The 26,586-nt window shown below is 68.9% G+C and carries 28 protein-coding genes, 1 tRNA gene, 1 other RNA gene and 1 pseudogene; 17 read left to right on the top strand and 14 right to left on the bottom strand.

All coding sequences use genetic code 11. The features are described 5' to 3' along the window. Nucleotides 1-9 precede the first annotated feature (9 nt). From AMK58_RS09380 to AMK58_RS09350, 7 genes are all read right to left on the bottom strand, one after another. A complete protein-coding gene (locus tag AMK58_RS09380) occupies nt 10-1,005 on the bottom strand; it encodes an MDR family oxidoreductase (protein WP_035674750.1) in 996 nt (331 codons plus the stop codon). A gap of 124 nt (nt 1,006-1,129) precedes the next feature. Further along, nucleotides 1,130-2,476, bottom strand: coding sequence for an OmpP1/FadL family transporter (locus tag AMK58_RS09375; RefSeq protein WP_035674748.1), 1,347 nt, complete (start codon nt 2,474-2,476; stop codon nt 1,130-1,132). 179 nt (nt 2,477-2,655) lie between these two features. After that, entirely contained in the window at nt 2,656-3,462 is an 807-nt protein-coding gene (locus AMK58_RS09370; RefSeq protein ID WP_035674746.1) for a TSUP family transporter, read from the bottom strand. 19 nt (nt 3,463-3,481) lie between these two features. Next, nucleotides 3,482-4,120 (bottom strand): thiamine phosphate synthase, encoded by a 639-nt coding sequence (thiE, locus tag AMK58_RS09365; protein ID WP_035674743.1) that lies wholly within the window; start codon nt 4,118-4,120, stop codon nt 3,482-3,484. Nucleotides 4,121-4,132: 12 nt separating this feature from the next. Continuing rightward, complete coding sequence (locus AMK58_RS09360) at nt 4,133-5,062, bottom strand: class I fructose-bisphosphate aldolase (RefSeq protein WP_035674740.1); 930 nt, start codon at nt 5,060-5,062, stop codon at nt 4,133-4,135. A 180-nt stretch (nt 5,063-5,242) separates the two neighbouring features. After that, the gene (locus AMK58_RS09355) at nt 5,243-5,488 is read right to left on the bottom strand and encodes a hypothetical protein (RefSeq protein WP_051140286.1); all 246 of its coding nucleotides are present in this window, start codon (nt 5,486-5,488) and stop codon (nt 5,243-5,245) included. Between the two features lie 87 nt (nt 5,489-5,575). Then, nucleotides 5,576-6,019, bottom strand: coding sequence for a hypothetical protein (locus AMK58_RS09350; protein ID WP_035674736.1), 444 nt, complete (start codon nt 6,017-6,019; stop codon nt 5,576-5,578). Between the two features lie 118 nt (nt 6,020-6,137). Here AMK58_RS09350 and AMK58_RS09345 point away from each other — a divergent pair, with 118 nt between their 5' ends. Continuing rightward, a complete protein-coding gene (locus AMK58_RS09345; protein ID WP_035674733.1) occupies nt 6,138-6,482 on the top strand; it encodes a type II toxin-antitoxin system HicB family antitoxin in 345 nt (114 codons plus the stop codon). A gap of 86 nt (nt 6,483-6,568) precedes the next feature. Here AMK58_RS09345 and gap read toward each other — a convergent pair whose 3' ends face one another. Both gap and tkt read right to left on the bottom strand, forming a co-directional pair. Beyond that, nucleotides 6,569-7,576 (bottom strand): type I glyceraldehyde-3-phosphate dehydrogenase, encoded by a 1,008-nt coding sequence (gene gap / locus AMK58_RS09340; RefSeq protein ID WP_059398832.1) that lies wholly within the window; start codon nt 7,574-7,576, stop codon nt 6,569-6,571. A gap of 144 nt (nt 7,577-7,720) precedes the next feature. Beyond that, nucleotides 7,721-9,733 (bottom strand): transketolase, encoded by a 2,013-nt coding sequence (gene tkt / locus AMK58_RS09335; protein ID WP_059398831.1) that lies wholly within the window; start codon nt 9,731-9,733, stop codon nt 7,721-7,723. 328 nt (nt 9,734-10,061) lie between these two features. Here tkt and AMK58_RS09330 point away from each other — a divergent pair, with 328 nt between their 5' ends. From AMK58_RS09330 to pal, 16 genes and pseudogenes are all read left to right on the top strand, one after another. Continuing rightward, nucleotides 10,062-10,286, top strand: a complete 225-nt coding sequence (locus AMK58_RS09330; RefSeq protein WP_035673986.1) for a hypothetical protein — start codon at nt 10,062-10,064, stop codon at nt 10,284-10,286. A 3-nt stretch (nt 10,287-10,289) separates the two neighbouring features. Next, the gene (locus tag AMK58_RS09325) at nt 10,290-10,604 is read left to right on the top strand and encodes a cell division protein ZapA (protein ID WP_035673989.1); all 315 of its coding nucleotides are present in this window, start codon (nt 10,290-10,292) and stop codon (nt 10,602-10,604) included. Between the two features lie 13 nt (nt 10,605-10,617). Continuing rightward, nucleotides 10,618-10,777: non-coding RNA, 6S RNA (ssrS, locus tag AMK58_RS09320), on the top strand. 39 nt (nt 10,778-10,816) lie between these two features. Beyond that, nucleotides 10,817-11,425, top strand: a complete 609-nt coding sequence (locus tag AMK58_RS09315; protein WP_035673992.1) for a 5-formyltetrahydrofolate cyclo-ligase — start codon at nt 10,817-10,819, stop codon at nt 11,423-11,425. Nucleotides 11,426-11,437: 12 nt separating this feature from the next. Beyond that, entirely contained in the window at nt 11,438-12,259 is an 822-nt protein-coding gene (locus AMK58_RS09310) for a TIGR00282 family metallophosphoesterase (protein ID WP_035673994.1), read from the top strand. Between the two features lie 201 nt (nt 12,260-12,460). Continuing rightward, the gene (locus AMK58_RS09305) at nt 12,461-13,213 is read left to right on the top strand and encodes a YebC/PmpR family DNA-binding transcriptional regulator (RefSeq protein WP_014240508.1); all 753 of its coding nucleotides are present in this window, start codon (nt 12,461-12,463) and stop codon (nt 13,211-13,213) included. 29 nt (nt 13,214-13,242) lie between these two features. After that, a pseudogene (gene ruvC, locus AMK58_RS31305) lies at nt 13,243-13,782 on the top strand (crossover junction endodeoxyribonuclease RuvC); the annotation flags it as partial. Next, nucleotides 13,762-14,325, top strand: coding sequence for an endonuclease domain-containing protein (locus AMK58_RS31875; protein WP_276509465.1), 564 nt, complete (start codon nt 13,762-13,764; stop codon nt 14,323-14,325). The pseudogene ruvC and the gene AMK58_RS31875, both read left to right, overlap by 21 nt. Beyond that, complete coding sequence (ruvA, locus tag AMK58_RS09295; protein WP_035673997.1) at nt 14,322-14,948, top strand: Holliday junction branch migration protein RuvA; 627 nt, start codon at nt 14,322-14,324, stop codon at nt 14,946-14,948. Before AMK58_RS31875 ends, ruvA begins: the two co-directional genes overlap by 4 nt. Continuing rightward, nucleotides 14,945-16,036 carry a Holliday junction branch migration DNA helicase RuvB gene (gene ruvB, locus AMK58_RS09290; RefSeq protein WP_059398829.1) on the top strand — a complete coding sequence of 364 codons (1,092 nt, stop codon included), beginning with the start codon at nt 14,945-14,947 and terminating at the stop codon, nt 16,034-16,036. The genes ruvA and ruvB overlap by 4 nt, the downstream gene beginning before the upstream one ends. Beyond that, nucleotides 16,029-16,508, top strand: coding sequence for a tol-pal system-associated acyl-CoA thioesterase (gene ybgC / locus AMK58_RS09285; RefSeq protein WP_035674003.1), 480 nt, complete (start codon nt 16,029-16,031; stop codon nt 16,506-16,508). Before ruvB ends, ybgC begins: the two co-directional genes overlap by 8 nt. Nucleotides 16,509-16,513: 5 nt before the next feature. Further along, nucleotides 16,514-17,236: a protein TolQ gene (gene tolQ / locus AMK58_RS09280; protein WP_035674005.1), complete on the top strand. Its 723-nt coding sequence runs from the start codon at nt 16,514-16,516 to the stop codon at nt 17,234-17,236. A 1-nt stretch (nt 17,237) separates the two neighbouring features. Then, on the top strand, nt 17,238-17,720 hold the full coding sequence (gene tolR / locus AMK58_RS09275; RefSeq protein ID WP_014240514.1) for a protein TolR: 483 nt from the start codon (nt 17,238-17,240) through the stop codon (nt 17,718-17,720). 28 nt (nt 17,721-17,748) lie between these two features. After that, the gene (locus AMK58_RS09270) at nt 17,749-18,906 is read left to right on the top strand and encodes an energy transducer TonB (protein ID WP_059398828.1); all 1,158 of its coding nucleotides are present in this window, start codon (nt 17,749-17,751) and stop codon (nt 18,904-18,906) included. A gap of 2 nt (nt 18,907-18,908) precedes the next feature. Further along, nucleotides 18,909-20,261 carry a Tol-Pal system beta propeller repeat protein TolB gene (tolB, locus tag AMK58_RS09265; RefSeq protein WP_035680557.1) on the top strand — a complete coding sequence of 451 codons (1,353 nt, stop codon included), beginning with the start codon at nt 18,909-18,911 and terminating at the stop codon, nt 20,259-20,261. Nucleotides 20,262-20,409: 148 nt separating this feature from the next. Beyond that, the gene (pal, locus tag AMK58_RS09260) at nt 20,410-20,886 is read left to right on the top strand and encodes a peptidoglycan-associated lipoprotein Pal (protein ID WP_035680555.1); all 477 of its coding nucleotides are present in this window, start codon (nt 20,410-20,412) and stop codon (nt 20,884-20,886) included. A gap of 263 nt (nt 20,887-21,149) precedes the next feature. Here pal and AMK58_RS09255 read toward each other — a convergent pair. From AMK58_RS09255 to AMK58_RS09235, 5 genes are all read right to left on the bottom strand, one after another. After that, nucleotides 21,150-21,224, bottom strand: a tRNA-Thr gene (locus tag AMK58_RS09255). Between the two features lie 181 nt (nt 21,225-21,405). Then, on the bottom strand, nt 21,406-23,370 hold the full coding sequence (locus tag AMK58_RS09250; protein WP_035680553.1) for a polysaccharide biosynthesis protein: 1,965 nt from the start codon (nt 23,368-23,370) through the stop codon (nt 21,406-21,408). A gap of 71 nt (nt 23,371-23,441) precedes the next feature. After that, complete coding sequence (locus AMK58_RS09245) at nt 23,442-24,395, bottom strand: NAD-dependent epimerase/dehydratase family protein (protein ID WP_035680550.1); 954 nt, start codon at nt 24,393-24,395, stop codon at nt 23,442-23,444. Continuing rightward, complete coding sequence (locus AMK58_RS09240) at nt 24,395-25,396, bottom strand: MraY family glycosyltransferase (RefSeq protein ID WP_059398827.1); 1,002 nt, start codon at nt 25,394-25,396, stop codon at nt 24,395-24,397. The genes AMK58_RS09245 and AMK58_RS09240 overlap by 1 nt, the downstream gene beginning before the upstream one ends. Beyond that, complete coding sequence (locus tag AMK58_RS09235; RefSeq protein ID WP_236778096.1) at nt 25,393-26,583, bottom strand: glycosyltransferase family 4 protein; 1,191 nt, start codon at nt 26,581-26,583, stop codon at nt 25,393-25,395. The genes AMK58_RS09240 and AMK58_RS09235 overlap by 4 nt, the downstream gene beginning before the upstream one ends. Nucleotides 26,584-26,586: the final 3 nt, after the last annotated feature.

Below are 26,586 nucleotides of genomic sequence, written 5' to 3'. Positions count from 1 at the left end.
GCACCATCGTCAGGCGGTGACGTCGATCACCACGCGGCCGCGCACCCGACCGGCGAGGATCTGGCCGGCCAGTTCCGGCAGCTTCGACATCGGCTCCACCGTGTACATCGTCTTCAGGTGGTCCTTGTCGAGGTCGCGGGCAAGCCGGGCCCAGGCGCGCTCGCGTCGCGCCGCCGGGGCGGCGACCGAATCGACGCCGATCAGCGTGACGCTGCGCAGGATGTGCGGCAGCACCGTTCCGGGCAGGTCGGCGCTGCCCGCCAGCCCGCAGGCGGCGATGGCGCCGCCCCAGACGGTCTGCGACAGGGCGTTGACCAGCGTGATGCCGCCCACGGAATCGACGCCGCCGGCCCAGCGCTCTTTCTGCAGGGGCGGACCCTTCTCCTGAAGGGCGGCGCGGTCGATGAAGCCGGTGGCGCCCAGGCCGGACAGATACTCGTGGGTCTCGGGCCGTCCGGTGGAGGCGGTGACCGGATAGCCGGCCTTGGCGAGCAAGGCCACTGCGACGGAGCCGACGCCGCCGGCCGCTCCGGTGACCAGAACCTCCTTGCCGCCGGGCTGGATCGCGCCCCAATCCTCCAGTGCGTCGACGCAGAGCGCCGCGGTATAGCCGGCGGTGCCGATGCCCATCGCCTCCTCTGCTGAGAAGACGTCGGGCAGGCGGGTCAGCCATTCCGGCTTCACGCGCTGGAACCGGCTGTAGCCGCCCCACTGGGTTTCCGACAGGCCCCAGCCGTTGACGATCACCTTGTCCCCGGCCTTCCAGTCGGCGGAGCGCGACTCCACGACCGTTCCGGCGAGGTCGATGCCGGCGACCATCGGAAGCTTGCGGGCGATCCGGCCCTTGCCGGAGACGGCGAGGCCGTCCTTGTAGTTCAGGGTGGAATAGGCGACCTCGACCAGCACGTCGTGGTCGGGCAGGTCGCTCAGGCTCAGCGGCTTGAAGCCCCCCTTGGGCTTGCCGTCGGCGTCCTCGATGACGAAGGCGGTGAAGGTGTCGGCCATGCGGATTCCTCTCCCGGGACGGGTTCTTGATTGGGGGAAAAGCCTAGCACGGACGCGGCGATGGACAAGAGGCGGGGACGGTGGAGCGAACGGGCGGCGCCCGCGCGCTCCACCGGGTTGCGGATCAGAAGGTGATCTTGGTCTGGAGCGCGATCACGTCCACATGGGCCTTGTAGTCGGCGGACAGGTTGCCGCGAAAGGCGTCGCTGCCCGTCAGATTGTCGCGCAGGTCGATCTTGGCCTTGTTGGCGAAGATGTGGCTGTAGCCGATGTCGGTCCGGATGTTGTCGGTGACCTGGTAGCCGGCGCCGATCGACACCCAGTAACGGTCCTCGTCCGGAATGCGCGGCGTGCGGTACTGGTCGCTGACCGGGGTCTGGTCATAGGCCACGCCGAAGCGCAGGGTCAGCTTCTCGTTCCATTTGTAGGCGGCGCCCAGCGCGAAGAACCAGGAATCGTCCCAATTCTCGTCGGTCACCGTGTCGGTGCGCAGCGGGTTGCGGTAGCGGATGCGCAATTCCTTGAAGCGCGACCAGTTGGTCCATTGAGCGTCGGCCATCACGGCGAAGGAGCTGGTCAGCTCGTGATAGGCGCCGAAGGAGATGATGTCCGGCGTGGCGACCTTCGCCCGCACCGGCGAATTGGCGAAGCTGGCCTGGAGCGCCGGCACGGCGGGGACGCCCTCGAACTTCGAATCGCCGTCCAGCTCGTGGGAGACGGAGGAGCGGTAGGAGACGCCGAAGCGGGTGCCCTTGGCCGGCTCGTACAGCATGCCGGCGGTGACGCCGACGCCCCAGTCGTCGCCCTTGACCTCGCCCACACCGTCGCGCGAGCCCGGCGCGATCGGAACCCCGGTGGCTGCCAGGATGGAGCCGAAATCCACGGCCTGGCTGAGCCGCGCCTTGGCGTACTGGAATTGCAGACCGCCGGCGATGGTCAGGTCCGGCATCAGCCGATAGGACACGGTCGGGGAGATGTTGATCGTCAGCAGGCTGGAATGGATGCCGTGGTAACGGCCGGTCCAGCTTTCCGGATAGTCGGTGGACAGGCCCCAGGGGGCGGTGATGGCGAGTCCCAGCTTCACATCCGGCGACACGGTGTAGGCCATGTAGCCGGACGGAATCACCGCGTCCATGCCGATGTCGCCGGGGTCGGAGGTGCCCTGGATGGTGCTGCCGCCCAGCCGCGTGGCGCGGGTGCCGCGGGCGTTGCTGGTCTTCGAGGTCGGGAACACGCCGCTCAGCACGCCGACCGCCTGATTCCCCTCGATGGTCCCCAGGGCCGCGGGGTTGAAGAACAGGCCGGTTGCGTCGCCCATGCCGTTGGCGGTGGCGCCCGCGAAGGAAGTGCCCTGGCCCGAGGCGCTCTGCTCCTTCAGCAGATAGCCGGCGGCGCCGGCCGGCAGCGGGACCGCGATGGCGACAACGGCGGCAGCGGCAAGCAGATTCCCCTTCAGAGACCAATTGGACATGCGTTTCTCCCCAATTTCGTTATTTGACGCAATGATACACAGATTGACGTTAACGTAAAGTGGTGCCGCTGAAAAAATGTTGGACCAACAAAGTATGCGCCCGCGGGTGTGCATGGGGGAGGGGAATGCCCGCTATGGTCGATTCGCCGCGGGTGTGAAAATCGGGATGTTGGGGACGCTCAGCCCAGCCAGCCGGCCACCATGGCCATGCCCGCGCCGATCACCCCCTGGGCGTCGGTCCAGATCAGCTTCGCCGTGATGGCGATGGAGGCGACGACGAGCATGGGCCGCACGATGGCGGCGCCGTTGCGGATGACCATGTGCGCGCCGATCTGCGCGCCGATCATCTGGCCCACCCCCATCAGCAGCCCGGCCACCCAGGCGATCTGACCACCGGCCAGGAAGAAGAGGAGGGCGGCGATGTTGCTGGTGAAGTTCAGCACCTTCGTGTGGGCGGTCGCCTTGCGCAGGTTGAAGCCGAGCAGCGAGACGAAGGCGATGGCGAAGAAGGTGCCGGTGCCCGGTCCGAAGAAGCCGTCGTAGAAGCCGATCCCCGTCCCGGCGAGCAGGGCGAAGCCACGCTCCCCGATGCGTTGCTGCGCGTCGATCTCGCCGGCCTTCGGGGAGACGAGCAGCCAGATGGCGATGCCGATCAGCAGCACCGGGATGACGTTGCGCAGGAATCCCGGATCGATCATCTGGACGATGATGGCGCCCGCCGCGGAGCCGGAAAAGGTGCAGGCGATCATCACCGCCATGTCGCGCGGCTTCACCTCGCCGCCACGGGTGAACTTCACCGCGGCGGAGAGGGAGCCGAAGCTGGATTGCAGCTTGTTCGTCGCCAGCGCCTGCGCGGGCGACAGGCCGGCCCAGAGCAGGGCGGGGAGGGTGAGAAGCCCGCCGCCCCCGGCAATGGCGTCGACGAAGCCCGCGACAAGGCCGACCGCGAACAGCGCGGTCAGCGTCTCGATGGAAAGGAGGTCCATGATGCGGCGGCGGCCTTCGTCACCCTTCGGCCGCGGCGATGGCGGCGTTGAACGCCCTCACGGCGGCGCCCGGCCCATCGGGATGGTTCCACACGGCGCCGACCACGGCCAGGAAATCGGCCCCGGCGCTCACCAGCGGCCCGCAATTCTCCTGGGTGATGCCGCCGATGGCAACGCAGGGGACCTCCATCAACTCCGACCACCACCGGAGCAGTTCCGGCTCCGCCTTGAAGGCGGCCTCTTTGGTGGTGGTGGGGAAGAAGGCGCCGAAGGCAACGTAATCGGCCCCGGCCTCGCCGGCCTCCATGGCGAGATGGCGGCTGTCGTGGCAGGTCACGCCGACGATGGCGTCCTTGCCGACGATCCGCCGCGCCTGGGCGTAGGGCGTGTCCTTCTGCCCCACATGCACGCCGTCGCAGCCGGTCTCGCGGGCCAGTTCGGGATGGTCGTTCAGGATGAAGGCCACACCGCGGTCCTGGGCGATCGGGCGCAGGGCGTCGCAGGCCCGGCGCACGGCGTCGTCGGAGCAGTCCTTCAAACGCAACTGGACGCAGGCGACATCGCCCGCGTCCAGCGCTTCGGTCAGTTTCGGCGCGAACGCCGCCGGTTCCAGGACCGGCGGCGTCACGAGGTAGAGCCGACAGGCGGTTTCGGTCACCCGAGGCGATCCTTACTCTTTGCCCTGGTAGATCTTCATGATCCGGTCGAGCAGCTTGAGGGCATCCTCCCGCGGGCGCTGGAAGGCGTTGCGGCCGATGATCGAGCCGTTGCCGCCGCCGTCGCGGATCGCGCGGGCGTCCTCGAACACCGCGTCCTCGCCCTTGGTGGCGCCGCCCGAGAAGACCACAATGCGGCGGCCGTTGAAGGCGCACTGCATGATGTGGCGGACGCGGTCGGCCTGGGTGGCGATCGGGATGTTCTTGGACTCGTAGACCTTCTTGGCCTCCGCCTGCTCCAGATGGGCCGACGGCAGCTTCACCTTGATGATGTGGGCGCCGAGCAGGGCGGCCATGTGGGCGGCGTAGCCGATCACGTCGATGGCCAGTTCACCGTCCTTGGAGATCGTGCCGCCGCGCGGGTAGGACCACAGGACGGTGGGCAGGCCGACCGACTTGGCCTCCTTCGACAGCTCGCGGATCTCCTCGTACTGGTCGTACATGGCGTCCGAGCCGGGGTAGATCGTGAAGCCGATGGCCGAGCAGCCGAGGCGCAGCGCGTCCTGCACCGAGGCGGTCACCGCCTGGTCGGCGTCCTCCTTCTGGCGCGACAGGCTGTTGGCGCTGTTCATCTTGAGGATCAGCGGGATCGAGCCGGCGAAGGTCGAGGCACCGGCCTCCAGCGAGCCCAGCGGGGCAGCGTAGGCGTTGCAGCCGGCGTCGATGGCGAGCTGGTAATGGTAATGCGGGTCGTAGCCCGGCTCGTTCGGCGCAAAGCTGCGCGCCGGGCCGTGCTCGAAACCCTGGTCGACGGGGAGGATCACCAGCTTGCCGGTGCCGCCCAGCTTGCCTTCCATCAGAATGCGGGCAAGGTTGGCCTTGACGCCCGGGGTGTCGCTTTCGTAGTTCGCAAGAATTTCCTTAACACGACGAGTGAGCTTCATCTGGCTCTTCCCCTTGGGGTTTCTGTCGGAAATGCGGCCCTCATAGCCTAGCGCGGGACTCTTTGCAACGTCGGCAGGGGTGTAACGCGGCCTCCCGCGGCGCCAAAAGGGCCTATCCGAGAGGGCGGATTCGGACTTCTCCGAAAGGCGGGGCGAACGTCGCGCAACAGCCTTTTGTTGTCAGAGCACGGACTGGACGATGACGTAGAGGCCGTAGCCCGCACCCACCGCCACGGCCCAGGCTCCGGCAGCCAAGCCGGCCCAGACGACGAGCAGGCGGGCGCCGCGGATCTTCTCCACCTGCGGCGCGGGAAAGCGCGAGCCGCGCGGCAGCCCGTCCGGCCTCTCCGGATGAAGCAGGGCCGGTTCCTCACCCTTCAGCGGTGTGGCATCCGCCTGGGGCCGCAAAGGCGTGGTCGTGGTCATGGGGGTGGTACCGCATCGTGATGATGAAATCACCATACACCACTTTTGATCGTGCGGATTTGGGGAAAAAGCGGTATCGCCTTGAGACTATTCCGTGACATGGCCTTCGTCTCGCCCGCTCAGCCAATTCCGGCAGGCGCGCCGGGGATCGCGAACGCCGCGCAGGTCGAGGGCCTCGGGAAGCGCCGTCAGCAGGCGGGCGCCGCGTTGCGCGGCGATGTCGGCCAGCCGTTCCGCGACGTCCAGCCGCCCGGTGAACAGAATCGCTCCGATCCCGGCGGACAGCGCGCCCAGGGCATCGCCGGGCCGGTCGGCGCAGTCGAGCACCGCCGTCATCGCAACCGACGGGTGCCGGGCAGCGGCGCGGGCGGCGACCTCGCGAAACCAGCCAGCCCCGGCGGAGGCCGCCGCACCGGGCGCGCTGACCAGCAGAAGGGGAATTCCGAGTTCCGCCGCCGCGGCGCAGGCGGCGTCGGCGTCGGTCAGGCTGTGGATGCGGATGGGGCGGTTATGCGCGGGCACGGCGGTCATGACGGGAAAATCCGAGTGGGCATTTCCCCATCCCCATTTCGGGAATTGAGGCAGGTCAAACCATGGGGGCGGAGGCGAGGCTATCCTTCCACCCCACGCATCCCTGGGGTCGCCGCCGATGATGGACTATAAGGGCTATAAGGCCCAAATCGATTTCGACGACGATGCCGGCATCTTCGTCGGCGCCGTCATCAACACGCGCGACGGCATCACCTTCACCGGCCGCTCGGTCGATGAACTGCGCCGGGCCTTCCGCGAGGCCGTGGACGATTATCTGGCGATGGCCTGCGACATGGCGGGCAACACCGAACAGCCCTATTCCGGCAAGCTCGCCATCCGCGTCAACCCGATGCTCCACCGCGCCATCGCCACCTGTGCGGAACGCGAAGGGAAGAGCGTCGCCGCCTGGGTCGCCGACCAGTTGACACAGGCCACGGGAATCAACGCCGTCAAGGCAGGGTGACCGCGGCCGCTGTCGCAACAATCTGCTCATGAAAAAGGGCGCCCCGTTCAGGGCGCCCTTTCTCTTTGCAGCAAGCCGCGGACGGCTTACTTGGCGTTGGCCATGGCGACGGCGGTGTCGCTCATGCGGTTGGAGAAGCCCCACTCGTTGTCGTACCAGGTCATGATGCGGACGAAGTTGCCGTCGATGACCTTGGTCTCGTTCAGCGCGAAGATCGAGCTGTGCGGGTCGTGGTTGAAGTCGGTGGAGACGAGATCCTCGGTGTAGGCGCCCAGGATGCCCTTGAGCGGGCCGTTGGCGGCCTCGGAAATCGCCTTGGTGATCTCCTCCACCGAGGTGGCGCGCTTGGCGGTGAACTTGAAGTCGACGACCGAGACGTTGGGCGTCGGCACGCGCATGGCGGTGCCGTCCAGCTTGCCCTTCAGTTCCGGCAGCACCTTGCCCACGGCCTTGGCGGCGCCGGTCGAGGTCGGGATCATGTTGAGCGCCGCGGCGCGGGCGCGGTGCAGGTCCTTGTGGTTGGTGTCGACGATGCGCTGATCCCCCGTATAGGAGTGGATCGTCGTCATGAAGCCCTTCTCGATGCCGATCAGGTTGTTCAGAACGAAGGCCACCGGGGCCAGGCAGTTCGTCGTGCACGAGGCGTTCGAGACGATGCGGTGATCGGCCTTGAGCTGGTCGTGGTTGACGCCGTAGACCACCGTGATGTCCTCGTCGGTGGCCGGGGCGGAGATCAGCACCTTCTCCGCACCCGCTTCCAGATGCTTGGCGGCGTCGGCGCGCTTGGTGAAGATGCCCGAGCATTCCATGGCGATCTGGATGCCCAGATCCTTCCACGGCAGCTTGGCCGGGTCACGCTCCTGCACGACCTTGATCGAGTGGCCGTTGACGATCAGCTCGCCGTCACGGGTCTCGATGGTGCCGGGGAAACGGCCGTGGACGCTGTCGTACTTCAGCAGGTGGGCGTTGGCCTTGAGGTCGGCCAGGTCGTTGATCGCCACGACCTCAACGTCGTTGCGGCCGCTCTCGTAGATGGCCCGCAGAACCAGACGGCCGATACGGCCAAAACCGTTGATCGCTACCCGAACAGCCATTGTTTTTCCTCCAGTCTGGCATTCCCCGACCCCGAACCATCCGGCTTGGGGCGGTAACTCCCGGCCCCGGATGTGTGGTCCGGGGCGGCAATTGTCAGCCCCGGACCATCGGCCCGGAGCCCGATCCCGCGAACGCTCGCTCTTTTACAGGCGCGCCTTCGCCGCGGCGACCACGGCCTCGGCGGTAATGCCGAAGTGCTTGTAGAGTTCCTGATAGGGAGCCGATTCGCCGAAGCCGCTCATGCCGACGAAGGCGACGGCCGTGGCGCCCGGATAGCCGAGCCAGCGGTCCCAGCCCTGACGGATGGCGGCCTCGACCGCGACGCGGACGCCGCTGCCGAGAACGGAAGCCTTGTAGGCGTCGTCCTGCGCCTCGAACAGCTCGAAGCTCGGGATCGACACCACGGCGGCGCCGATGCCCTCGGCCTGGAGCGCCTTGCGGGCCTCGGCGGCCAGCGAGACTTCCGAGCCGGTGGCCAGCAGCGTCACCTTGCGCTCGCCCTCGGCCTCCAGGATCACGTAGCCGCCGCGGGCGGAGCGGTTCTCCGCCGCATGCTCGGTGCGCAGGGTCGGCACGTTCTGGCGGGTCAGCGCCAGGACGGACGGGCCGTTGACCCGCTCCAGCGCGATCTGCCAGCACTCCGCGGTCTCCACGGCATCGGCCGGGCGCAGGGTCAGCAGGTTCGGGATGGCGCGCAGGGCGGCCAGATGCTCCACCGGCTGGTGGGTCGGACCGTCCTCGCCGAGGCCGATCGAGTCGTGGGTCATCACGAAGATCGAACGCTGCTTCATCAGCGCGGCGAGACGGATCGACGGGCGGCAGTAATCGGCGAACTGCATGAAGGTGCCGCCGTAGGGAATGACGCCGCCGTGCAGCGCCATGCCGTTCATGACGGTGGCCATGCCGTGCTCGCGCACGCCGTAGCGGACGTAGCGGCCGTTGAACTGGCCGCGGCCCGCCACGTCGGCGGTGTTCTTCGCCTTGGTGTTGTTCGACGGGGTCAGGTCGGCGGAGCCGCCGATCATCTCCGGCACCGCCGGGACCAGGATGTCGAGAACGTTGCCCGAGGCGACGCGGGTCGCCCAGCTCGGCTTGTCCTCCGACACCTTCTTCTTGAAGGCGGCGATCAGCTCGTCCAGGCCGGCGGGAACGCCGCGGTCCATGGCCGCCTCGAAGGCCTTGCGGGCGGAGGGGTCCATCGCCGCGACGCGCTGCGCCCAGTCGGCGTAAGCGGCGTCGGCGCGGGTGCCGGCGGCGCGCCAGGCGTCCAGCACGTCCTGCGGGACGACGAAAGCCTCGTGCGGCCAGCCGAGATTCTCACGGGTGGCGGCCACCTCGTCGGCGCCCAGCGGCGAGCCGTGGCAGCCGTGGGTGTTGGCCTTGTTCGGGGCGCCCTTGCCGATGATGGTGCGGCAGGCGATCAGCGTCGGCTTGTCGGAGGTCTGCGCGGCCTCGATGGCCTTGGCGACGGCTTCCGGATCGTGGCCGTCGACGGTCGCCGTGTTCCAGCCGTAGGAGCGGAAGCGGGCCGGCGTGTCGTCGGTGAAGCTGAGGTCGGTCGAGCCGTCGATGGAGATGTGGTTGTCGTCCCACAGCACGATCAGGCGGTTCAGCCCGAGATGGCCGGCCAGCGAGCAGGCCTCGTGGCTGACGCCCTCCATCAGGTCGCCGTCCGAGGCGATGACGTAGGTGAAGTGGTTGATCAGGTCGTCGCCGAAGCGGGCGTTGGTGATGCGCTCCGCCAGGGCGAAGCCGACGGCGGTGGAGACGCCCTGGCCGAGCGGGCCGGTGGTCATCTCGATGCCGAGCGACGGATCAACCTCCGGGTGGCCCGGCGTCAGGCTGCCGAGCTGGCGGAAGCGCTTCAGCTCGTCGATGGTCATCCGCTCATAGCCGGTCAGGTAGCCCAGCGAGTAGATCAGCATCGAGCCGTGGCCGGCCGACAGGATGAAGCGGTCGCGGTCGGCCCAGGCCGGCTGCTTCGGGTTGAACTTCAGGAAGCGCGTGAACAGCACCGTGGCCACGTCGGCCATGCCCATCGGCATGCCGGGGTGGCCGGACTTCGCGGCCTCCACCGCGTCCATGGACAGCGCGCGGATGGCGTTCGCCATGGTGGTGATGGGGGCGGGCGGGGTGGCGGCGGAAGCAGCGGACATCGGGCAGGGTTCCTGAAGAATGTTCCCGTGGGCAGGCGGGCAGCGAACGGTGGGGGCCGAATGGGGTCGGGCAACACCGATTGGGCGGGAAACAAGGCTTCCCGCAGGACGCGCGCACCATGCAGAACCCGTGTGCGCAGGTCAACACGGGAATGGGGATGGCGGTCCGGCTTCCGGCGCATTGTGGCGGCGCCATTTCCACCGTGAACTGCGGCGTAATTCCGGTTGACGGGGCGACGTGGCCGGCCCAACTGTAGCGCTCGGCATTTTATGCATGTGCGAACTGCTGCCCGCCCGCCGTCCGTCCGTCCGTCAAGGTTTCCCGCCCATGGATTCTCTGAAAGCCGCGCTCGACCGCCTCTCCAAGGCCGTGGATCGTCTGGAGCATGCCGCGTGCGCCCGCGAGGAACGGGTGGCCAAGCGCGAGCAGGAGCTGGGCGAGTCCCTGCGCGAGGCCCGCATCGAGCAGGCGCGGGCTCAGGAGAACGCGGAAACCGTGTCGAAGCGTCTGGAGGCGGCCATCGGCCGTCTCGAAGCGGTTCTGGAGAATTAAGCCATGGCCCAGGTGGACATCGAGGTGAACGGGCGGGCCTACCGCGTCTTCTGCCAGGACGGCCAGGAGGCACGCCTGCGTGAGCTGGCCGGCTTCGTCGACGCCAAGCTGAAGCAGGTGACCGGCGGCGGGAAATCCGGGTCGGAAGCGCAGATGCTCGTCCTCACCGCCATCGTCATGGCCGACGAAATGCAGGACGTCATGACCGGCCGCGGTCTCGCCCCGCTGTCCACGGTCAACGAGGCCGAGGTGGCCGCCGCCGTGGACAATGTCGCTTTGCGCATCGAAGAGGTTGCCGCGCGGCTCGAGCGCGCCTAAGTTAGCTCTTGGAAGGTCGCTGCCTGGTTCGTCAGGTCGCAATAATCCCCAGGGCCGATAATCTTAGACTCTCGGGAGCTGTCCCTGTCCGGACCCTGGTCCGGTTACACGGCGCCCACCTGCTCTGCAGGTCATGGAGGATAAGCAATGCCAACGGCCAAGGCGGCACCTTCCGCCTCTCCCCCGAATTTTCCCGACGTTTCCAGGCGACGATGACCGACCCGCGCGCGGCCAAGGATGCCGCCCGAGCCCAGGCGCGCGCCCGGCGCGATTCCCTCAGCGACGACCAGATGCGCGCTTTTGCCGCGGATGCTCTGCGCGAGCGCTTCCTGGAGGAACTGGTCCGGCCGGGACTCATCCCCGATGGCCCGGTCGCCGGCTATTGGCCGCTCGGTTCGGAACTCGACGTGCGGCCTCTGCTGCTCCATCTTAGATCGGGTGGGCTTAGGACGGGCGGGCGCTCCATCGCGCTTCCGGTGTCCGGGCCGCGCGGGCAGGCGCTGACCTTCCGCGACTGGGACCCGGCGCTGCCGCTGGCCGCCGGCCGCTACGGCATCCAGGAACCAGGCGCCGATCGGCCCGAGGTGGTTCCGGCGGTGCTTCTGGTGCCGATGCTGGCCTTCGACCGCAGCGGACACCGGCTGGGCTACGGGGCCGGCTACTATGACCGGACGCTGGACGTCCTTCGGGCTGTTCGCCCGGTCCTGGCGGTCGGCATGGCCTTCGCCGTACAGGAGATGGACGCGGTGCCCCACGGGGCGCACGACGAGCGGCTCGATTGGATTCTGACGGAGCGCGAGACGCTCCGCTTTACGCAGTGAAGGTTGGGGACGATGCGGCTTTTGTTTCTCGGTGATGTGGTGGGACGGTCGGGACGCGACGCGGTGATTGCGCACATGCCGATGCTGCGCGACCGGCTCGACCCCGACCTGACCGTGGTCAACGGCGAGAACGCCGCCGGCGGCTTCGGCATCACCGTGAAGATCGCCGAGGAGTTCTTCGCCGCCGGCGTGGACGTGGTGACGCTGGGCAACCATTCCTGGGACCAGAAGGAACTGGTCGCGGCGATCGACCAGCAGCCGCGCATCATCCGTCCGCTGAACTACCCGGAAGGGACGCCGGGGCGCGGCTTCGTGCTGCTGCAGGCGCGGGGCGGGCGCAAGGTGCTGGTCATGAACGTGATGCTGCGCCTGTTCATGGACCCGATGGACGACCCCTTCGCCGCGGTGGACCGGGTGCTGCGCGCCCACCGGCTGGGCCCCAACGGCGCCGACGCCATCCTGGTCGACGTCCATGGCGAGGCGACCAGCGAGAAGATGATCATGGGCCATTTCTGCGACGGCCGTGCCTCGCTGGTGGTCGGCACGCACAGCCACGTCCCGACGGCGGACCATGTGGTGATGAAGGGCGGCACCGCCTATCTGACCGACGCCGGCATGTGCGGCGACTACGACAGCGCCATCGGCATGAAGAAGGAGGTTGCCATGGCCAAGCTGATCCGCAAGCTGCCGACCGAGCGGCTGAGCCCGGCGGAAGGCGAGGGCACCGTCTGCGGCTGCTACGTCGAGACCGACGACCGCACCGGTCTCGCCACCAGCATCCAGCCGGTTCGGCTGGGCGGGCGGCTGAGCCAGTCCATGCCGGTCCGGGGCTGAGCGGCGCCGCCGGCTCCGGCTCCGCGGGGCGCAAAGGGGGCGCCCCAATACTGCCATATTGACTTTCTATATGGGTAGGTGTCGTCTCCGGCGCCGAAGGCGTGCGGTGGCGCACAAAGGCTGGTACATGTGTCCCACCGCTTTCCAAGCTGTTTCACAAGACCTTTGTCTCTTTGAATCCATCTGGGGCTCGTTCGACGCATGGCCGGTCATAGCCAATTCAAGAACATCATGCACCGCAAAGGCGCGCAGGACGCCAAGCGGTCGAAGATCTTCAACAAGCTCGCCCGCGAGATCACCGTGGCGGCCAAGGGCGGTCTGCCGGACCCGGCGGCCAACCCGCGCCTGCGCGCCGCGATCACCGCGGCCCGCGTGCAGAACATGCCGCGCGACCGCATCGACCGCGCGATCAAGCAGGGCACGCCCGGCGGTGGCGACGACGCGAACTACGACGAGGTGCGGTACGAGGGCTACGGCCCCGGCGGCGTCGCGCTGATCGTCGAGGCGCTGACCGACAACCGCAACCGCACCGCCTCGGAAGTGCGCTCGGCCTTCACCAAGTACGGCGGCTCGCTGGGCGAGACGAACTCGGTCAGCTTCATGTTCAGCCGCGTCGGCGCGATCTATTACCCGGCCGCCGCCGCGGCCGCGGACGCCGTGTTCGAGGTGGCTCTGGAAGCCGGCGCCGAGGACGTGGCGTCCGACGAGAACGGTCACGAGGTCACCACCACGGTGGAGAATTTCGCGATCGTGCGCGACGCGCTGGAGGCCAAGTTCGGCGGTGCGGAGAGCGCGCGCCTGACCTGGAAGCCGCTGAACACCGTCGCCCCGTCCGAGGACGCCGCCGCCAGCCTGATGAAGCTGCTGGACGTGCTGGAGGACAACGACGACGTCCAGACCGTCGAAGGCAACTTCGACATCTCCGACGAGCTGATGCAGAAGCTGACGGCCTGATACCGGGTCGCGGAGCGGAGGAAACCGGGGTGCTTGGGCAGGCCGGAAGGAGCGGGGCGGCGCAGCAGCCGCCCGTACGCCTGTTGGGGCTGGACCCCGGCCTCCGCCACACTGGCTGGGGCGTCATCGACGTGTCCGGCAACCGGCTGACCCATGTGGCGGACGGCGCCGTCCATTCCGAAGACGGCCGTCCGCTGGCCGAGCGGCTGTGCCAGCTCCACGGGGCGCTGACCGAAGTGCTGGAGCGCTACCGCCCCGATGAGGCGGCGGTGGAGGAAACCTTCGTCAACAGCAACGCGGTCTCCACGCTGAAGCTGGGGCAGGCGCGGGCGGTGGCCCTGCTGGTCCCGGCTTTGGCCGGGCTGTCGGTGGCGGAATACGCCAACAACATGGTGAAGAAGGCCGTGGTGGGGCAGGGCCGGGCCGATAAGACGCAGGTCCAGGCCATGGTGCGCCTGCTGCTTCCCGGCTGCGCCATCACCACACCGGACGCCGCGGACGCCCTGGCCGTGGCGATCTGCCACGCGCATCACCGCGCCAGCTGGCAAATGTGGCGGCGGGGCGATGGCGTTTCCCTCTCCCCTCCGGGGAGAGGGTGGCCCGAAGGGCCGGGTGAGGGGGATGCGCGGGGCGGTGCGTCCGGCACGCGCGCAACCCCCTCACCCCAACCCTCTCCCCAGAGGGGAGAGGGAGCATTGTTGCCGGTTGCGAAGGACAAGCCGGCGCCTTTGCACACCAACCGTGCCGTTCAGATGCGGCGCGATTCCACGGAAGTGGAAAAGATCGTATGGCAACGTTTGCGGAACGCGCAGATGGGGGCCAAATTCCGTCGGCAGGAACCCATTGTCGGCTTCATCGTGGATTTCGTCGCGCACGACCATCGGCTGGTGATCGAACTGGATGGTGGGCAGCACGCCGAGCAGGCGCCGTATGACGAGCGCCGGACGCGCATGCTGGAACAGGCCGGTTTCCGCGTGCTGCGCTTCTGGAACAACGACGTGAACGACAATCTGGAAGGCGTTCTCGAAACCATCCGCACGGCGCTTTCCGCGACCACCGTGTTGCGCCGTGATCCCCTCCAGCGTTTGAGGGACAAGGAGAATTTCCCATGATCGCCAAGCTCACCGGTGTCGTGGATTCGGTCGGGACCGACTGGGTGGTGGTGGACGTCAACGGGGTCGGCTATCAGGTCGCCTGCTCCAACCGCACGCTGTCGCGCATGGCGGTGGGGGAGCGGCGGGCGCTGGTCGTCGAGACCTTCATCCGCGACGACCGGATCACCCTCTACGGCTTCGCCGATTCCGGCGAGCGCGACTGGTTCCGGCTGCTCACCACCATCCAGGGCGTCGGCTCGCGCCTTGCACTGTCGATCCTCGGCGTGCTCGACCCCGACCAGCTCACCCGCGCCATCGCGGCGCAGGACAAGACGGCGCTCACGCGCGCCGACGGCGTGGGGCCGAAGGTGGCCGCGCGCATCGTCAACGAGTTGAAGGACAAGGTGGGCAACCTTACCCTCGGCGCCTCGGCCTCCGCCGCTCCGGCGGCGGGCGGCAAGGCGGCGCCGGCGGGCGGCCCCGACAACATGGTCATGGCGGACGCCGTCTCGGCCCTCGTCAACCTCGGCTACGGGCGGTCGGAGGCGTTCGGCGCCGTCGTGGCCGCCGGGCGCAAGCTGGGCGACGGAGCCGGCGTGTCGGAGCTGATCCGCCATGGCCTTAAGGAACTCAGCCAATGACCGCCGACCAGAACGGCTCCGATCCTGACCGGCTGGTGCAGCCGGGGCGGGGCGCCGGCGATTCCGGCGAAGCCTCGATCCGTCCGCTCTCGCTCGCCGAGTTCATCGGCCAGCGGCAGGCGCGCGAGAACCTGTCCATCTTCATCCAGGCCGCGCGTGCGCGCGGCGAGGCGCTGGACCATGTGCTGCTGTTCGGCCCGCCGGGCCTGGGCAAGACGACGCTGGCCCAGATCGTCTCGCGTGAGCTGGGGGTGGGCTTCCGCGCGACCTCCGGCCCGGTCATCGCGCGGGCCGGCGACCTCGCCGCGCTGCTGACCAACCTGCAGCCGCACGACGTCCTCTTCATCGACGAGATTCATCGCCTTAATCCCGCCGTGGAAGAGGTGCTCTATCCCGCCATGGAGGATTTCCAGCTCGACCTCATCATCGGCGAAGGCCCGTCGGCGCGGTCCATCCGGATCGACCTGCCGCCCTTCACGCTGGTCGGCGCCACCACCCGGTCCGGCCTGATCACGCGCCCCCTGCGCGAGCGGTTCGGCATTCCGGTGCGGCTGCAGTTCTACGAGCCGGACGAGCTGGAGCTGATTGTCCGCCGCGCCGCGGCCGTGTTCAACATGCTCATCACGCCGGAGGGGGCGCGGGAGATCGCCAACCGGTCACGCGGAACGCCGCGCGTGTCGGGGCGCCTGCTGCGTCGGGTGCGTGACTTCGCCTCGGTGGCCGGCGTGCCGGAGGTGGACGCGCGCATCGCCGACGCCGCCCTGACCCGGCTGGAGGTCGACCGGCTCGGCCTCGACAGCATGGACCGGCGCTATCTCGGCATCATCGCCAACAACTACAACGGCGGCCCGGTGGGCGTGGACACGCTGGGCGCCGCACTCGGCGAGCAGCGCGACGTGCTGGAGGAGGTGGTGGAACCCTACCTGATCCAGCAGGGCTTCCTGCAGCGGACCCCGCGCGGACGCATGCTGACCGACCAGGGCTTCCGCTATCTCGGCCTCAACCCGCCGTCGGCGCCGACCCGCCAGTTCGACCTGCTGGACCGGCTGTCGGAGGCGAACCCGGACCCGGAGGACGGCGATGTCTGACGGTACCGGGACGGCAAATCTCTCGGGCTGGTTTGACGAGAACGCGCAGCACAGGCTGCGCTTGCGGGTCTACTACGAGGACACGGACGCCGGGGGGCTGGTCTATCACGCCAACTACCTGCGCTTCTTCGAGCGGGCGCGCACCGAGATGCTGCGGCTGACCGGATTCACCAACGCCGGGCTGGCCGAAAGCGACGGTGTGTCATTTGCGGTACGACGGGCGGAGATCGATTTTGTCGCTCCCGCAAAGCTCGAGGATACGCTTGAAGTGGTGACGCGAATCACCGATACCGGCGGTGCCTCCTTCGCAGTTGCACAACTTGCCCGCCGCGACGGCCGTGACCTCGCGCGGGCGGAGATTCAGCTGGCGATGATCAATTTGGCCGGTAACCGGGCCGGACGTCCCGCGCGCCTTCCGGCGCCGGTCCGCGAGGCGCTCATCGATTTGTACATAAGGCAGAAGCGAGACTGACTGCGATGGATCTGAATTCCGCCCAGGTGGTCGGGGCCGCAGCGAAGGCTCACGACATCACGATGTGGGGCCTGTTCTGGCAGGCCGACATGATCGTCAAGGTCGTGATGCTGATGCTGCTGGTTGCCTCGGTGTGGTGCTGGGCCATCATCATCGAGAAGCTGATGCGCATCCGCCGCCTGAACGCGCAGGCGGACGCCTTCGAGGAGAGCTTCTGGTCGGGCGGTTCGCTGGACGCGCTGTACGACCGCATCGGCCAGAACCCGAGCGATCCGATGTCGGCGACCTTCGCCGCCGGCATGCGCGAATGGCGCCACGCCGCCGACCGCGGCATCGGCTCCATGAAGGGGTCGCTGCAGCAGCGGGTCGAACGCGTCATGTCGGTGACCATCGGGCGCGAGATGCTGCGCGCCGAGCGCTACATGACCTTCCTGGCGTCGGTTGGTTCGACGGCCCCCTTCATCGGCCTGTTCGGCACGGTGTGGGGCATCATGAACTCCTTCACCTCCATCGCCGCGTCGGGCAACACCAGCCTCGCCGTCGTCGCGCCCGGCATCGCCGAGGCGCTGTTCGCCACGGCGCTGGGTCTCGTGGCCGCCATTCCCGCCGTGATCTCGTACAACAAGTTCACCACCGACCTCGGCCGCTACGCCGACCGGCTGGAGACCTTCTCGGGCGAGTTCTCGGCGATCCTGTCGCGCCACCTCGAGGAGCGGGGAGCCGCCTGACATGGGAGCCCAGCTCGCAGGAAAGGGCGGCCACGGTCGGGGCCGCCGCCGCGGATACCGCGCGATGGCCGACATCAACATGACGCCCTTCATCGACGTCATGCTGGTGCTGCTGATCGTCTTCATGGTCGCGGCACCGCTGCTGACCGTCGGCGTGCCGGTGGATCTGCCGAAGACCAACGCCGCCCCGCTGGAGGCGCAGAAGGACCCGCTGTTCGTGACCGTGCAGTCCGACGGCCGGGTCTATGTGCAGGAGACGGCGGTGGAGACGGCCAACATGGTGCCGCTGCTGATCGCCGTCACCAACAACAACCCAGACGCCCGCATCCTGGTGCGCGGCGACGCGAAGATCGCCTATGGCAAGATGCTGGAGGTGATGGGCACCATGAGCGCCGCCGGCTTCAAGAAGGTCGGGCTGGTCGCCGAGATGCCCAGCGGGCCGGGCGCCACCGGGCCGCGCGTCGGCGGCTCGGCGCAGCGCTGAGACGCCACGGCGAGTTGAAGGCTGACCCATGCGCAAACCCCTGATCGCCTCGGCAACGCTGCACGTCGCGCTGGTCGCGCTGTTCGTGCTCGGCATGCCGCCCAGCGATCGCAAGCTGGACATCCCCGAGTCCATCCCGATCGAGATCGTGGACATGGGCGAGGTGACGCAGGCCGCGCGCGTCGACAAGGGCGAGCCGAAGCCGCCTGTCCCGAATGCGGCCCCCAAGCCGCCGGTCCCCGAGGCCAAGCCGAGTCCGCCGGCCCCCGCGCCGCCGGAACCGGCCAGCGAGCCGCCGCCCCCGCCGCCGCCCCGGCCCGAGCCGAAGGTTCCGGAGCCGCCCAAGGTCGCCCAGGTGACGCCGCCCCCGGCGCGCGAACCGCCGCCGCCGCCCAAGCCGGCGCCGCCCCCGCCGCCGCCCGATCCGGCGCCGGCGCCGGTGGTCAAGCCGCCCGAGCCCAAGCCGGAACCGAAGCCGCAGCCTCCGAAGCCGGAGCCGCCCAAACCGGAACCGCCGAAGCCTGAGCCTCCCAAGCCCGAGCCCCCAAAGCCGGAGCCGAAGAAGCCCGAGCCGCCGAAGCCGGAGCCGGCCAAACCGGAACCGCCCAAGCCCGAGCCCAAGAAGCCCGAGCCGGCCAAGCCCGAGCCTCCGAAGGCCGAGCCGAAGAAGCCGGAGAAGCCGCCGGAGAAGACCGACGCGCTGGCCGACCTTCTGAAGAACGTTCAGAAGAACGCCCCGGCCAAGCCGGCGGCGTCGGAGAGCAAGGCCGACGCCAAGCCGACCCAGCACGCGGCCGCGTCGCCGGCGCCCTCGGGGGCTGCCAAGGCGGTGAACGGTCCGGACAAGCCGTTCAAGCCGTCCGGGCGCGCCATCGACGGCATCCGCGGCGCGGTCGGCAAGAACTGGAACTTCGATCCGGGCCGCAAGGACGCCGGAAACATGCAGGTCGAGCTTCGCGTGGAACTGAGCCGCGACGGAACGGTGCTGAACGTCACCGCCGATCCGAAATACGAGGCCCGCTACCGCTCCGATGCCGCCTTCCGGGCATCGGTCGATGCGGCGATCCGCGCGATCCGCAAAACCAGCCCCCTGCCCATCGGCGAGTTCTCCGGCGACTTCACGCCCGCCCGGTATGAAGAGTGGCGTTACTTCGTGTTCAATTTCGACCCGAGGGACATGTTCTGACCATGACGAAGAAGACGAGGCTCCTGCTGAAGGCCGCCGGTTGCGCCGGCGCTCTGCTGCTCGCCCTCGGCGTCGCGGCGCCCGCCCCGGCCCGCGCCGAGGTGCGAATCGACATCACCAAGGGCGTGGTCGAGCCGCTGCCGATCGCCATCACCAGCTTCGCCGGTGCCGGCGGGCGCGAGGCGCAGGTCGGCTCGGACATCTCAAAGGTGGTCGCCGCCGATCTGGAGCGGTCGGGCCTGTTCAGGCCGCTCGACCCCAAGGGCTTCCTGCAGACCCCGGACCAGCTCCGCTCCGGCGAGCCGCGCTACCAGGACTGGCGCGCCGTCGGCGCCCAGGCGCTGGTCGCCGGCAACACCACCGCCATGGGCGACGGCCGCATGAAGGTCGACTTCCGCCTGTGGGACGTCGCCGCCGGCCAGTACATGCAGGGGCTGAGCTACACCGCGACCGCCGACAGCTGGCGCCGCATCGCCCACATCGTCGCCGACGCCATTTACAAGCGGCTGACCGGCGAAGAGGGCTATTTCGACACGCGCATCGTCTACGTGGCCGAATCCGGCCCGGCCAACGCGCGCAAGAAGCAGCTCGCCATCATGGACCAGGACGGTGAGAACCATCAGTTCCTGACCGATGGCAAGAACCTCGTCCTGACGCCGCGCTTCTCGCCGGCGACCCAGGAAATCACCTACATGTCGTACTTCAACAAGAAGCCGCGCGTGTACCTGTTCAACATCGACAGCGGCCGCCAGGAAGTCCTCGGCGACTTCGTCGGCATGACCTTCGCCCCGCGCTTCTCGCCGGACGGCAACAAGGTCGTCATGAGCATGGCGCAGAACGGCAACACCGACATCTACGCCCTGGACCTGCGCACCCGCCGCCAGACCCAGCTCACCGATTCGCCGGGCATCGACACCGGCCCCAGTTACTCGCCGGACGGCCAGCGCATCGTCTTCGAGTCGGACCGCGGCGGCAGCCAGCAGCTCTACATCATGGGCGCGGACGGTTCGGGGCAGAAGCGGCTGACCTTCGGCGAGGGCCGCTACGGCACCCCGGTGTGGTCGCCGCGCGGTGATCTGATCGCCTTCACCCGCCAGCGCGGCAGCAACTTCGCCCTGGGTGTCATCCGTCCGGACGGCACCGGCGAGCGCATCCTGACCGAGTCGTTCCATGTGGAAGGCCCGACCTGGGCGCCGAACGGCCGCGTGCTGAGCTTCTTCCGCGATGTTCCGGCCGGCGACGGCCGCGGGCGAAGCGCGAAGCTCTACACGATCGACGTGACGGGGGCAAACGAACGCCGTGTGATCACTCCGCTCGACGGCTCCGATCCCGCATGGTCGCCCTTGATTCCCTAGTGGAGTAGCCCTATTTTGCGCGCGCAAGAACGACGCTCAAGACGAAGGCCGGAAGTCGGTACTTCCGTCGGGGTCTGGCGGAAGTCGGCGGCGTTCTTTCTCCACAATCCGGTCAAAACATCTCGTGTCGCTTAGGGGGTCATTTAACATGCGTATCAAGTATCTGAGCCTGATCGCCGCCGTCGCTCTGGTTGCCGCTTGCGAAACCGCTCCGAAGGATGCCGGCAACGCCAACGCTTCTGGCGCCGCCACGTCCAGCCAGATCCGTCCGGGCTCGCAGGAAGACCTGGTCGTCAACGTCGGCGACCGCGTGTTCTTCGGTCTCGACCGCTACGACCTGGCTCCGGAGGCTCGCGCCACCCTGGACCGTCAGGCTTCCTGGCTGAAGCAGTACCCGAACGTCACCGTGACCGTCGAAGGCCACGCCGACGAGCGCGGCACCCGCGAGTACAACCTCGCCCTGGGCGAGCGTCGCGCCAACTCGGTGAAGAATTACCTCGTCGCCGGCGGCATCAACGCCTCGCGCGTCAAGGTCATCTCCTACGGCAAGGAGAAGCCGGCGGTCCTCGGCTCGAACGAGGCCTCCTGGGCGCAGAACCGCCGTGGCGTGACCGTCGTCGACTAACGACGGCGCCCGTCCGGGTTCCAAGGGAAACGCCGCTCCGGAGCGATCCGGGGCGGCGTTTTTCTTTTTGGGCGTTGGGGGAGGGTGCCTGGTTTGGCGAGCCTTTGCCCCCACCCCAACCCTTTCCCTCTCCTGCGAAGCGGGAAAGGGTTGGGGTGGGGGCAAAGGCCCAGATCCATCGCTGAGTGCAGAACGCAAAAAGCCACGCAAGCCGGTCAACGGCTGCGCTTCAGCATTCTGGAAGAAATCATGAAGGGGGAGGATGGTGCTGCCAGAGAGGATTGAACTCTCGACCTCTCCCTTACCAAGGGAGTGCTCTACCACTGAGCTACGGCAGCGCCGGGACGGTGTCGTTGGCCGGAAAGAACTTGCGGCCAACCGTCGAAGTGGCGCGGGTTATGCCACAGGCTCTGCGCTGATGCAAGCGGTGAAGTGCCTTTTCAGCAAAGAAAAATGGGCGGGGAAATCCCCGCCCATGGTCACGCGCGGTTCGCGCACCGTCCGTCGTCGCCACCTTGGTTAGCGATCCGCCTCGCCGGTTGCCGCAGCGTTGCCGAAGGCGCTCGGCGGCGGCAGGACGGCCTCCGCACGGAAGTCGGGGACGATGTTGGACAGGATGGTCATCACCCGCTCCGCATCCCCCGCCCGTGCCGCCGTTTCCAGCTCGCCCAGCGCGCGGTTGATGAGGGCGTAATCGATCACGCGGGGCGAGGCGAGGAACACGCCGTCGGCCTCCGTGCGCGACGGGGCCTCGGTCGAGGTCAGTATCTCCTCAAACAGCTTCTCGCCGGGGCGCAGGCCGGTGAACTCGATCCTGATGTCGTGGCCGGGCCGGTAACCGGCCAGCCGGATCATCTGCCGCGCGAGGTCGACGATCTTCACCGGCTCGCCCATGTCGAGAACCAGCACCTTGCCGCGATCCTCCAGGCGGGCCACGCCGTGGGCCGAGGCCTGGAGCACCAGTTCCACCGCCTCCCGCACCGTCATGAAATAGCGGCGCATGTCGGGATGGGTGACGGTCAGCGGGCCGCCCTTGGCGAGCTGGCGGGTGAACAGCGGCACCACCGACCCGCTGGAACCCAGCACGTTGCCGAAGCGGACCGTCATGTAGCGGGTCGCCGTCTCGCCGCCATCGCGCGGCGGCAGCATATCGAGCGCCTGACAATAGCATTCGGCGAAGCGCTTGGTGGCGCCCATCACGCTGGTCGGGCGGATCGCCTTGTCGGTGGACACCAGGACCATCGCCTGACAGCCGTTGGCCCTCGCTGCGTCGGCGACGTTGCGGGTGCCGATGACGTTGGTCAGAGCGCCTTCCGCCGGGTTGGCCTCCACCAGCGGCACATGCTTCAGCGCCGCGGCGTGGAAGACCATGTGCGGGCGCTGCGCCTGGAACAGGCGGAAGATGCGGTCGCGGTCGCGCACGTCGGCGATCACCGCCTGGAGCGCCAGGGCGGGGAAGCGCTCCCGCACCTCCATCTCGATGCTGTAGAGGTTGAACTCCCCGGCGTCGACCAGGGTCAGCGTTTCCGGCTTGAGAGCGGCGATCTGGCGGACCAGTTCGCTGCCGATGGTGCCGCCCGCTCCGGTGACGACGACGCGCCGCCCGGTGACGAGGCTGGCGATGGCGCCGCGGTCGAGAACCGCCTGGGGGCGGCCCAGCAGATCCTCCAGCGCGATCGGGCGCACCTCGATCTTGCCTTCCCCCAGCGCCGACTTGAACTCGGTCAGGCTGGGCAGGCGGGCCATGGACAGGCCGAGCGATTCCGCCTGCTCCAGCAGATCGCGCAGCACGGTGCCGGGCACGTCGGCCTGACCCTTGGCGACGATCAGGCGCTGCGGGCGGTCGCCGCGCTGCGCCAGATCCTCGACCACGCGGGAGAGGTCGTCGGGGCCGCCCAGCACCGGCACGCCGCGGATGGCGTGGCCGATGCGCCGGTTCTTGTCATCGAGCAGGCCGACCACCCGGTAGGCGGCGCCGGCGTTCTGGTCCAGCGAGCGGATGAACAGCTCCGCCGCGTCGCTGACGCCGAGCAGGAGCACCGGGATGCGCGGCACCCCCCCCGCTTGCCGATCATGGAGGCCGAGACGCCGGTCTTTCAAAAGGCGGTAGGCGAAACGCGGCCCGCCCAGCAGAACGAGTTGCACGAACCACAGGATGACCGGCAGGGAGCGCGGCAGGGCCTCAAGCCGGGTCAGCAGGAACATGACCGCCAGGAAGCACAGCACCACCGTCGTGACCGCACGCAGAAGCTGCGCCAGATCGGGAACGGAGGCGTAGCGCCAGATGCCGCGATACAGCCCGGAGAAGCGGAACACCACCGCCGCGATCAGCACCAGGATGGGCAGGCCGGTCAGCAGCGGGTCTCTGTATTCCTGGAACGCCTGCTCGCCCACGCGCAGATACAGAGCCACGATCAGGGCAGCGGCCGTCATCGTCAGATCGTGCAGGTAGACGAGGGACGCCCGCGGAGACGGGATACGCATGCGCTTTACCTTAGACTATCGCTTCGCCGGGGCTGCTCCCTTTCGGGAAATCCCAGGCCCATCTTGGCCGTTCAGCCGCGCACAGCTTTGAACCATTCGGCGGTCAGGCGCAAGCCGTACGCGGGGTAGCAGGGCGGGCGCCAGTTCAGCGCGCGGCGGATGGCCCCGTCGTCGATCACCAGCGAGCCGGCGACGCGGTCCAGCATGGCCTCCCGCCGGGCCAGCCGCGCGGCGAGGGTCAGGAGCGACGGCGGCACGGGCAGAAGGCGCGCGGGCTTGCCCAGCGCCTCCGCGATGGCCCGCACCAGCTCCGCCGTGGACATCGGACGCCCGTCATGGACCAGGAACCGACCGCCCGCCGCCTGCGGGTGGGTCAGGCACTCCTGGATGGCGTCGGCGAGGTTGCCCACGAAGATCAGGCTGCGTCGGTTCTCCAGGGCGCCCAGGGGCAAGGGGATGCCGCGGTCCACCGCCTGCATCAGCCGCAGGAAGTTGCCGCCCACGCCGGGGCCGTAGACCAGCGGCGGGCGGATCACCACGGCCTCCAGCCCGGTGCGGGCCGAGATCTCCGCCAGCGCCCGTTCGGCCTCCAGCTTGGAGATGCCGTAGGGGGAATGCGGATCGGGCTCGGTCTCCTCGCTCAGCTCGTCGGGGCGGCTCTCGTCGGCCAGCGCCTTCACGCTGCTGAGATAGACCATCCGCTTGACGCCGGCCGCCGCTGCGGCTTCGGCCAGCACGCGGGTGCCGGCGGTGTTGACGCGGCGGAAGGCCGCCAGCGGATCGGATTCGCGGTCCCGCATGACATGGACGCGGGCGGCCAGATGGACCACCGCGTCCATGCCCTGGAGCGCGTTGCCCCAGGCGGTGGCAGGGCCGATGTCGCCGATGGTGACGGTGTCCACGGCTTGCGGAACCTGCGCGTCGGGACGGCGGACCACGGCGCGCACGCTGTGGCCGCGCTCCACCAGCAGGGGGACGACCGTCCGCGCGACGAAACCGGTGGCCCCGGTGACCAGGACGCGCATCACGCCGCCGCCCGCACAGGCCGCGCCAGCAGGGCCAGCAGCAGCACGACCGCCGCGGCTCCCGCCGGCAGCACCGTCCAGCCGAGCGCCAGAGACGCCACGGCCAGCAGAAGCAGCGCGGCGTTCAGCGCCAGGACCAGACGAACCACCTGGGCGTGGTTGCGCCCGCGCTGGGTGGCCTTCTGATAGAAATGTTCGCGGTGGGCCTGCCAGACCTTCTTGCCTTCGGCCAGACGGCGCAGCAGGGTGACGGTGGCGTCGGCCAGGAAATAGGCGGGGATGAGAAGCGCTGCCACCCACAGCCCTGCCGCCGCCATGGCGAGCAGCAGCCAGCCCAGCGTGAAGCCCAGCGGCACGCTGCCGACATCGCCCATGAAGAGCTTGGCGGGGTGCCAGTTCCACACCAGGAAACCCAATGCGGCCCCCGCCGCAGACAGCCCATAGAGCGGCAGCGAAGGGTCGAGCGCTCCGAGGGAGGCGACCAGAGCCAGCCCGGCACCGATGGATGCGGCCTCGCCGCCGGCCAGCCCGTCGATGCCGTCCATGAAATTGAACAGGTTCACGAACCACAGCCAGCCGACCGCAGCCACCAGCCGGTCCGCCCAGAAGGGCAGCAGCCCTTGGAAGACCAGCCCCTCGCCGGGCAATGCGCTGATTCCGGCGGCCACCGCGGCGATCTGGGCGAGGAAGCGCGGCTTCGGCCCCAGCCCGCGCCGGTCGTCCATCCAGGACACCGCCATCAGCGCCACTGTCCCGGCCAGGATGGGCAGCGCCCGCAGCGGATCGTCCGCCGTCACGGCGATCAGCGTCCAGACGGGCAGCAGGGTCAGCATGACTCCCCAGCCGCCACCGCGCGGCGTCGGGATGGAGTGGCTGGAGCGGTCGTTCGGGTGATCGAGGATCGCCCTGTGCCGCAGATAGGCGAGCACTCGCCCGGTCAGCAGCCAGGACAGCGCGAAGCTGCCGGCCAAAGAAAGGAACAGGGCCAGAGGGCCGCTCATGATGCCTCCGCAACCGGGGCCGCGCCGGGCTGGGCGGACCCCAGCAGCCGGCGGTACAGCTCGACCGTCTTCGCACCCACCCGGTCGGACGCCATGTCGGATTCGACCAGACGCCGGCTGGCGGCGCCGAAGCGTCGGCGCAGGGCGGCGTCGCGCACCAGCACCTCCAGCGCGTCGGCCAGGGCCGCAGCGTTGTCGGGCGGGACCAGGAGGGCGTTTTCGCCGGCGTGCGCCACCTCGCGGCAGCCCGGCACGTCGGTGGCGACGATGGCGCGGCCGCAGGCGGCGGCCTCCAGCAGGCTCTTCGGCAGCCCCTCGCGGCGGGAGGCCAGAACGGCGACGTGGCAGCGCGCCCAGACCTGCCGCACGTCGGCGCTGTGGCCGGGCAGCTCGACACCGGGCAGGGCGGCCCAGCGGTCCAGATCGGTCTGCGTCACCGAGGTCGGGTTTTCCGGATCGGGCGTGCCGGCCAGCAGCAGCCGGACGTCCAGCCCCCTGGCCCGCAGCATCTGCTGCGCCTCGACCAGCGGGCCGACGCCCTTGTCGGCCAGCAGGCGGGCGACGCAGCCCACCGTCACCGGCGGTTCCGGCGGCTCGGGCAGAACCTGATAATGGGCGGTGTCCACGCCGGAACCGCGGATGATCCAGGCCCGCTCGTCGGGCAGCAGCCCGGCGGCCACCAGTGTTTTCCGGTCGTCCTCGTTCTGGAGGATGGTCAGGCTGTTCGGGCGCTTCAGCACGGTGCGCAGCAGCGGGCGCGCCACCGCCCCGGCGATGCGGGATTTCAGCCCGCCGGTGCCGAGGAAGGCAGAGCCCAGCCCGGTCAGAGCATTCGCCACCGCCGGTACCCCGGCCAGCCCGGCGGCCAGCCCGCCCAGCAGAACCGGCTTCATGGCGACGTGGTGGACCAGATCGGGCGCTTCCCGCCGGTACAGCGCGGCGATCTCCGCCACCGCGGACAGGGCGCCCGCCGGGTTGATGCTGCGGCGCTGCCAGGACAGGGGCAGCACGCGAAACCCCTCCGCCTCGATGCGGGGGCCGTGCTGGGCGACGCGGGTGGCGACGGCGACCTCGAACCCGGCCTCGCGGGCGGCGCGGGCCATGGGCAGACGGTGGGACCAGAAATACCAGTCCTCCGTCACCAGATAGATCAGCTTGTGGCTGGCCTTTGCAGGGCTGGCGTTCACGGG

Origin of the sequence: Azospirillum brasilense (assembly GCF_001315015.1) — a bacterium.
In the GTDB taxonomy this organism is placed as follows: Bacteria; Pseudomonadota; Alphaproteobacteria; order Azospirillales; family Azospirillaceae; genus Azospirillum; species Azospirillum brasilense.
The sequence above is the reverse complement of the archived record's forward strand: the minus strand, read 5'-3'. Positions and strand labels throughout refer to the sequence as shown.

Excerpts from the sequence above, each read along its gene's own strand:
- AMK58_RS09380 (WP_035674750.1), bottom strand. The coding sequence starts at position 1,005 with ATGGCCGACACCTTCACCGCCTTCGTCATCGAGGACGCCGACGGCAAG.
- AMK58_RS09375 (WP_035674748.1), bottom strand. The coding sequence starts at position 2,476 with ATGTCCAATTGGTCTCTGAAGGGGAATCTGCTTGCCGCTGCCGCCGTT.
- AMK58_RS09370 (WP_035674746.1), bottom strand. The coding sequence starts at position 3,462 with ATGGACCTCCTTTCCATCGAGACGCTGACCGCGCTGTTCGCGGTCGGC.
- AMK58_RS09360 (WP_035674740.1), bottom strand. The coding sequence starts at position 5,062 with ATGAAGCTCACTCGTCGTGTTAAGGAAATTCTTGCGAACTACGAAAGC.
- AMK58_RS09355 (WP_051140286.1), bottom strand. The coding sequence starts at position 5,488 with ATGACCACGACCACGCCTTTGCGGCCCCAGGCGGATGCCACACCGCTG.
- AMK58_RS09350 (WP_035674736.1), bottom strand. The coding sequence starts at position 6,019 with ATGACCGCCGTGCCCGCGCATAACCGCCCCATCCGCATCCACAGCCTG.
- AMK58_RS09345 (WP_035674733.1), top strand. The coding sequence starts at position 6,138 with ATGATGGACTATAAGGGCTATAAGGCCCAAATCGATTTCGACGACGAT.
- gap (WP_059398832.1), bottom strand. The coding sequence starts at position 7,576 with ATGGCTGTTCGGGTAGCGATCAACGGTTTTGGCCGTATCGGCCGTCTG.
- tkt (WP_059398831.1), bottom strand. The coding sequence starts at position 9,733 with ATGTCCGCTGCTTCCGCCGCCACCCCGCCCGCCCCCATCACCACCATG.
- AMK58_RS09330 (WP_035673986.1), top strand. The coding sequence starts at position 10,062 with ATGGATTCTCTGAAAGCCGCGCTCGACCGCCTCTCCAAGGCCGTGGAT.
- AMK58_RS09325 (WP_035673989.1), top strand. The coding sequence starts at position 10,290 with ATGGCCCAGGTGGACATCGAGGTGAACGGGCGGGCCTACCGCGTCTTC.
- AMK58_RS09315 (WP_035673992.1), top strand. The coding sequence starts at position 10,817 with ATGACCGACCCGCGCGCGGCCAAGGATGCCGCCCGAGCCCAGGCGCGC.
- AMK58_RS09310 (WP_035673994.1), top strand. The coding sequence starts at position 11,438 with ATGCGGCTTTTGTTTCTCGGTGATGTGGTGGGACGGTCGGGACGCGAC.
- AMK58_RS09305 (WP_014240508.1), top strand. The coding sequence starts at position 12,461 with ATGGCCGGTCATAGCCAATTCAAGAACATCATGCACCGCAAAGGCGCG.
- AMK58_RS31875 (WP_276509465.1), top strand. The coding sequence starts at position 13,762 with ATGTGGCGGCGGGGCGATGGCGTTTCCCTCTCCCCTCCGGGGAGAGGG.
- ruvA (WP_035673997.1), top strand. The coding sequence starts at position 14,322 with ATGATCGCCAAGCTCACCGGTGTCGTGGATTCGGTCGGGACCGACTGG.
- ruvB (WP_059398829.1), top strand. The coding sequence starts at position 14,945 with ATGACCGCCGACCAGAACGGCTCCGATCCTGACCGGCTGGTGCAGCCG.
- ybgC (WP_035674003.1), top strand. The coding sequence starts at position 16,029 with ATGTCTGACGGTACCGGGACGGCAAATCTCTCGGGCTGGTTTGACGAG.
- tolQ (WP_035674005.1), top strand. The coding sequence starts at position 16,514 with ATGGATCTGAATTCCGCCCAGGTGGTCGGGGCCGCAGCGAAGGCTCAC.
- tolR (WP_014240514.1), top strand. The coding sequence starts at position 17,238 with ATGGGAGCCCAGCTCGCAGGAAAGGGCGGCCACGGTCGGGGCCGCCGC.
- AMK58_RS09270 (WP_059398828.1), top strand. The coding sequence starts at position 17,749 with ATGCGCAAACCCCTGATCGCCTCGGCAACGCTGCACGTCGCGCTGGTC.
- tolB (WP_035680557.1), top strand. The coding sequence starts at position 18,909 with ATGACGAAGAAGACGAGGCTCCTGCTGAAGGCCGCCGGTTGCGCCGGC.
- pal (WP_035680555.1), top strand. The coding sequence starts at position 20,410 with ATGCGTATCAAGTATCTGAGCCTGATCGCCGCCGTCGCTCTGGTTGCC.
- AMK58_RS09250 (WP_035680553.1), bottom strand. The coding sequence starts at position 23,370 with ATGCGTATCCCGTCTCCGCGGGCGTCCCTCGTCTACCTGCACGATCTG.
- AMK58_RS09245 (WP_035680550.1), bottom strand. The coding sequence starts at position 24,395 with ATGCGCGTCCTGGTCACCGGGGCCACCGGTTTCGTCGCGCGGACGGTC.
- AMK58_RS09240 (WP_059398827.1), bottom strand. The coding sequence starts at position 25,396 with ATGAGCGGCCCTCTGGCCCTGTTCCTTTCTTTGGCCGGCAGCTTCGCG.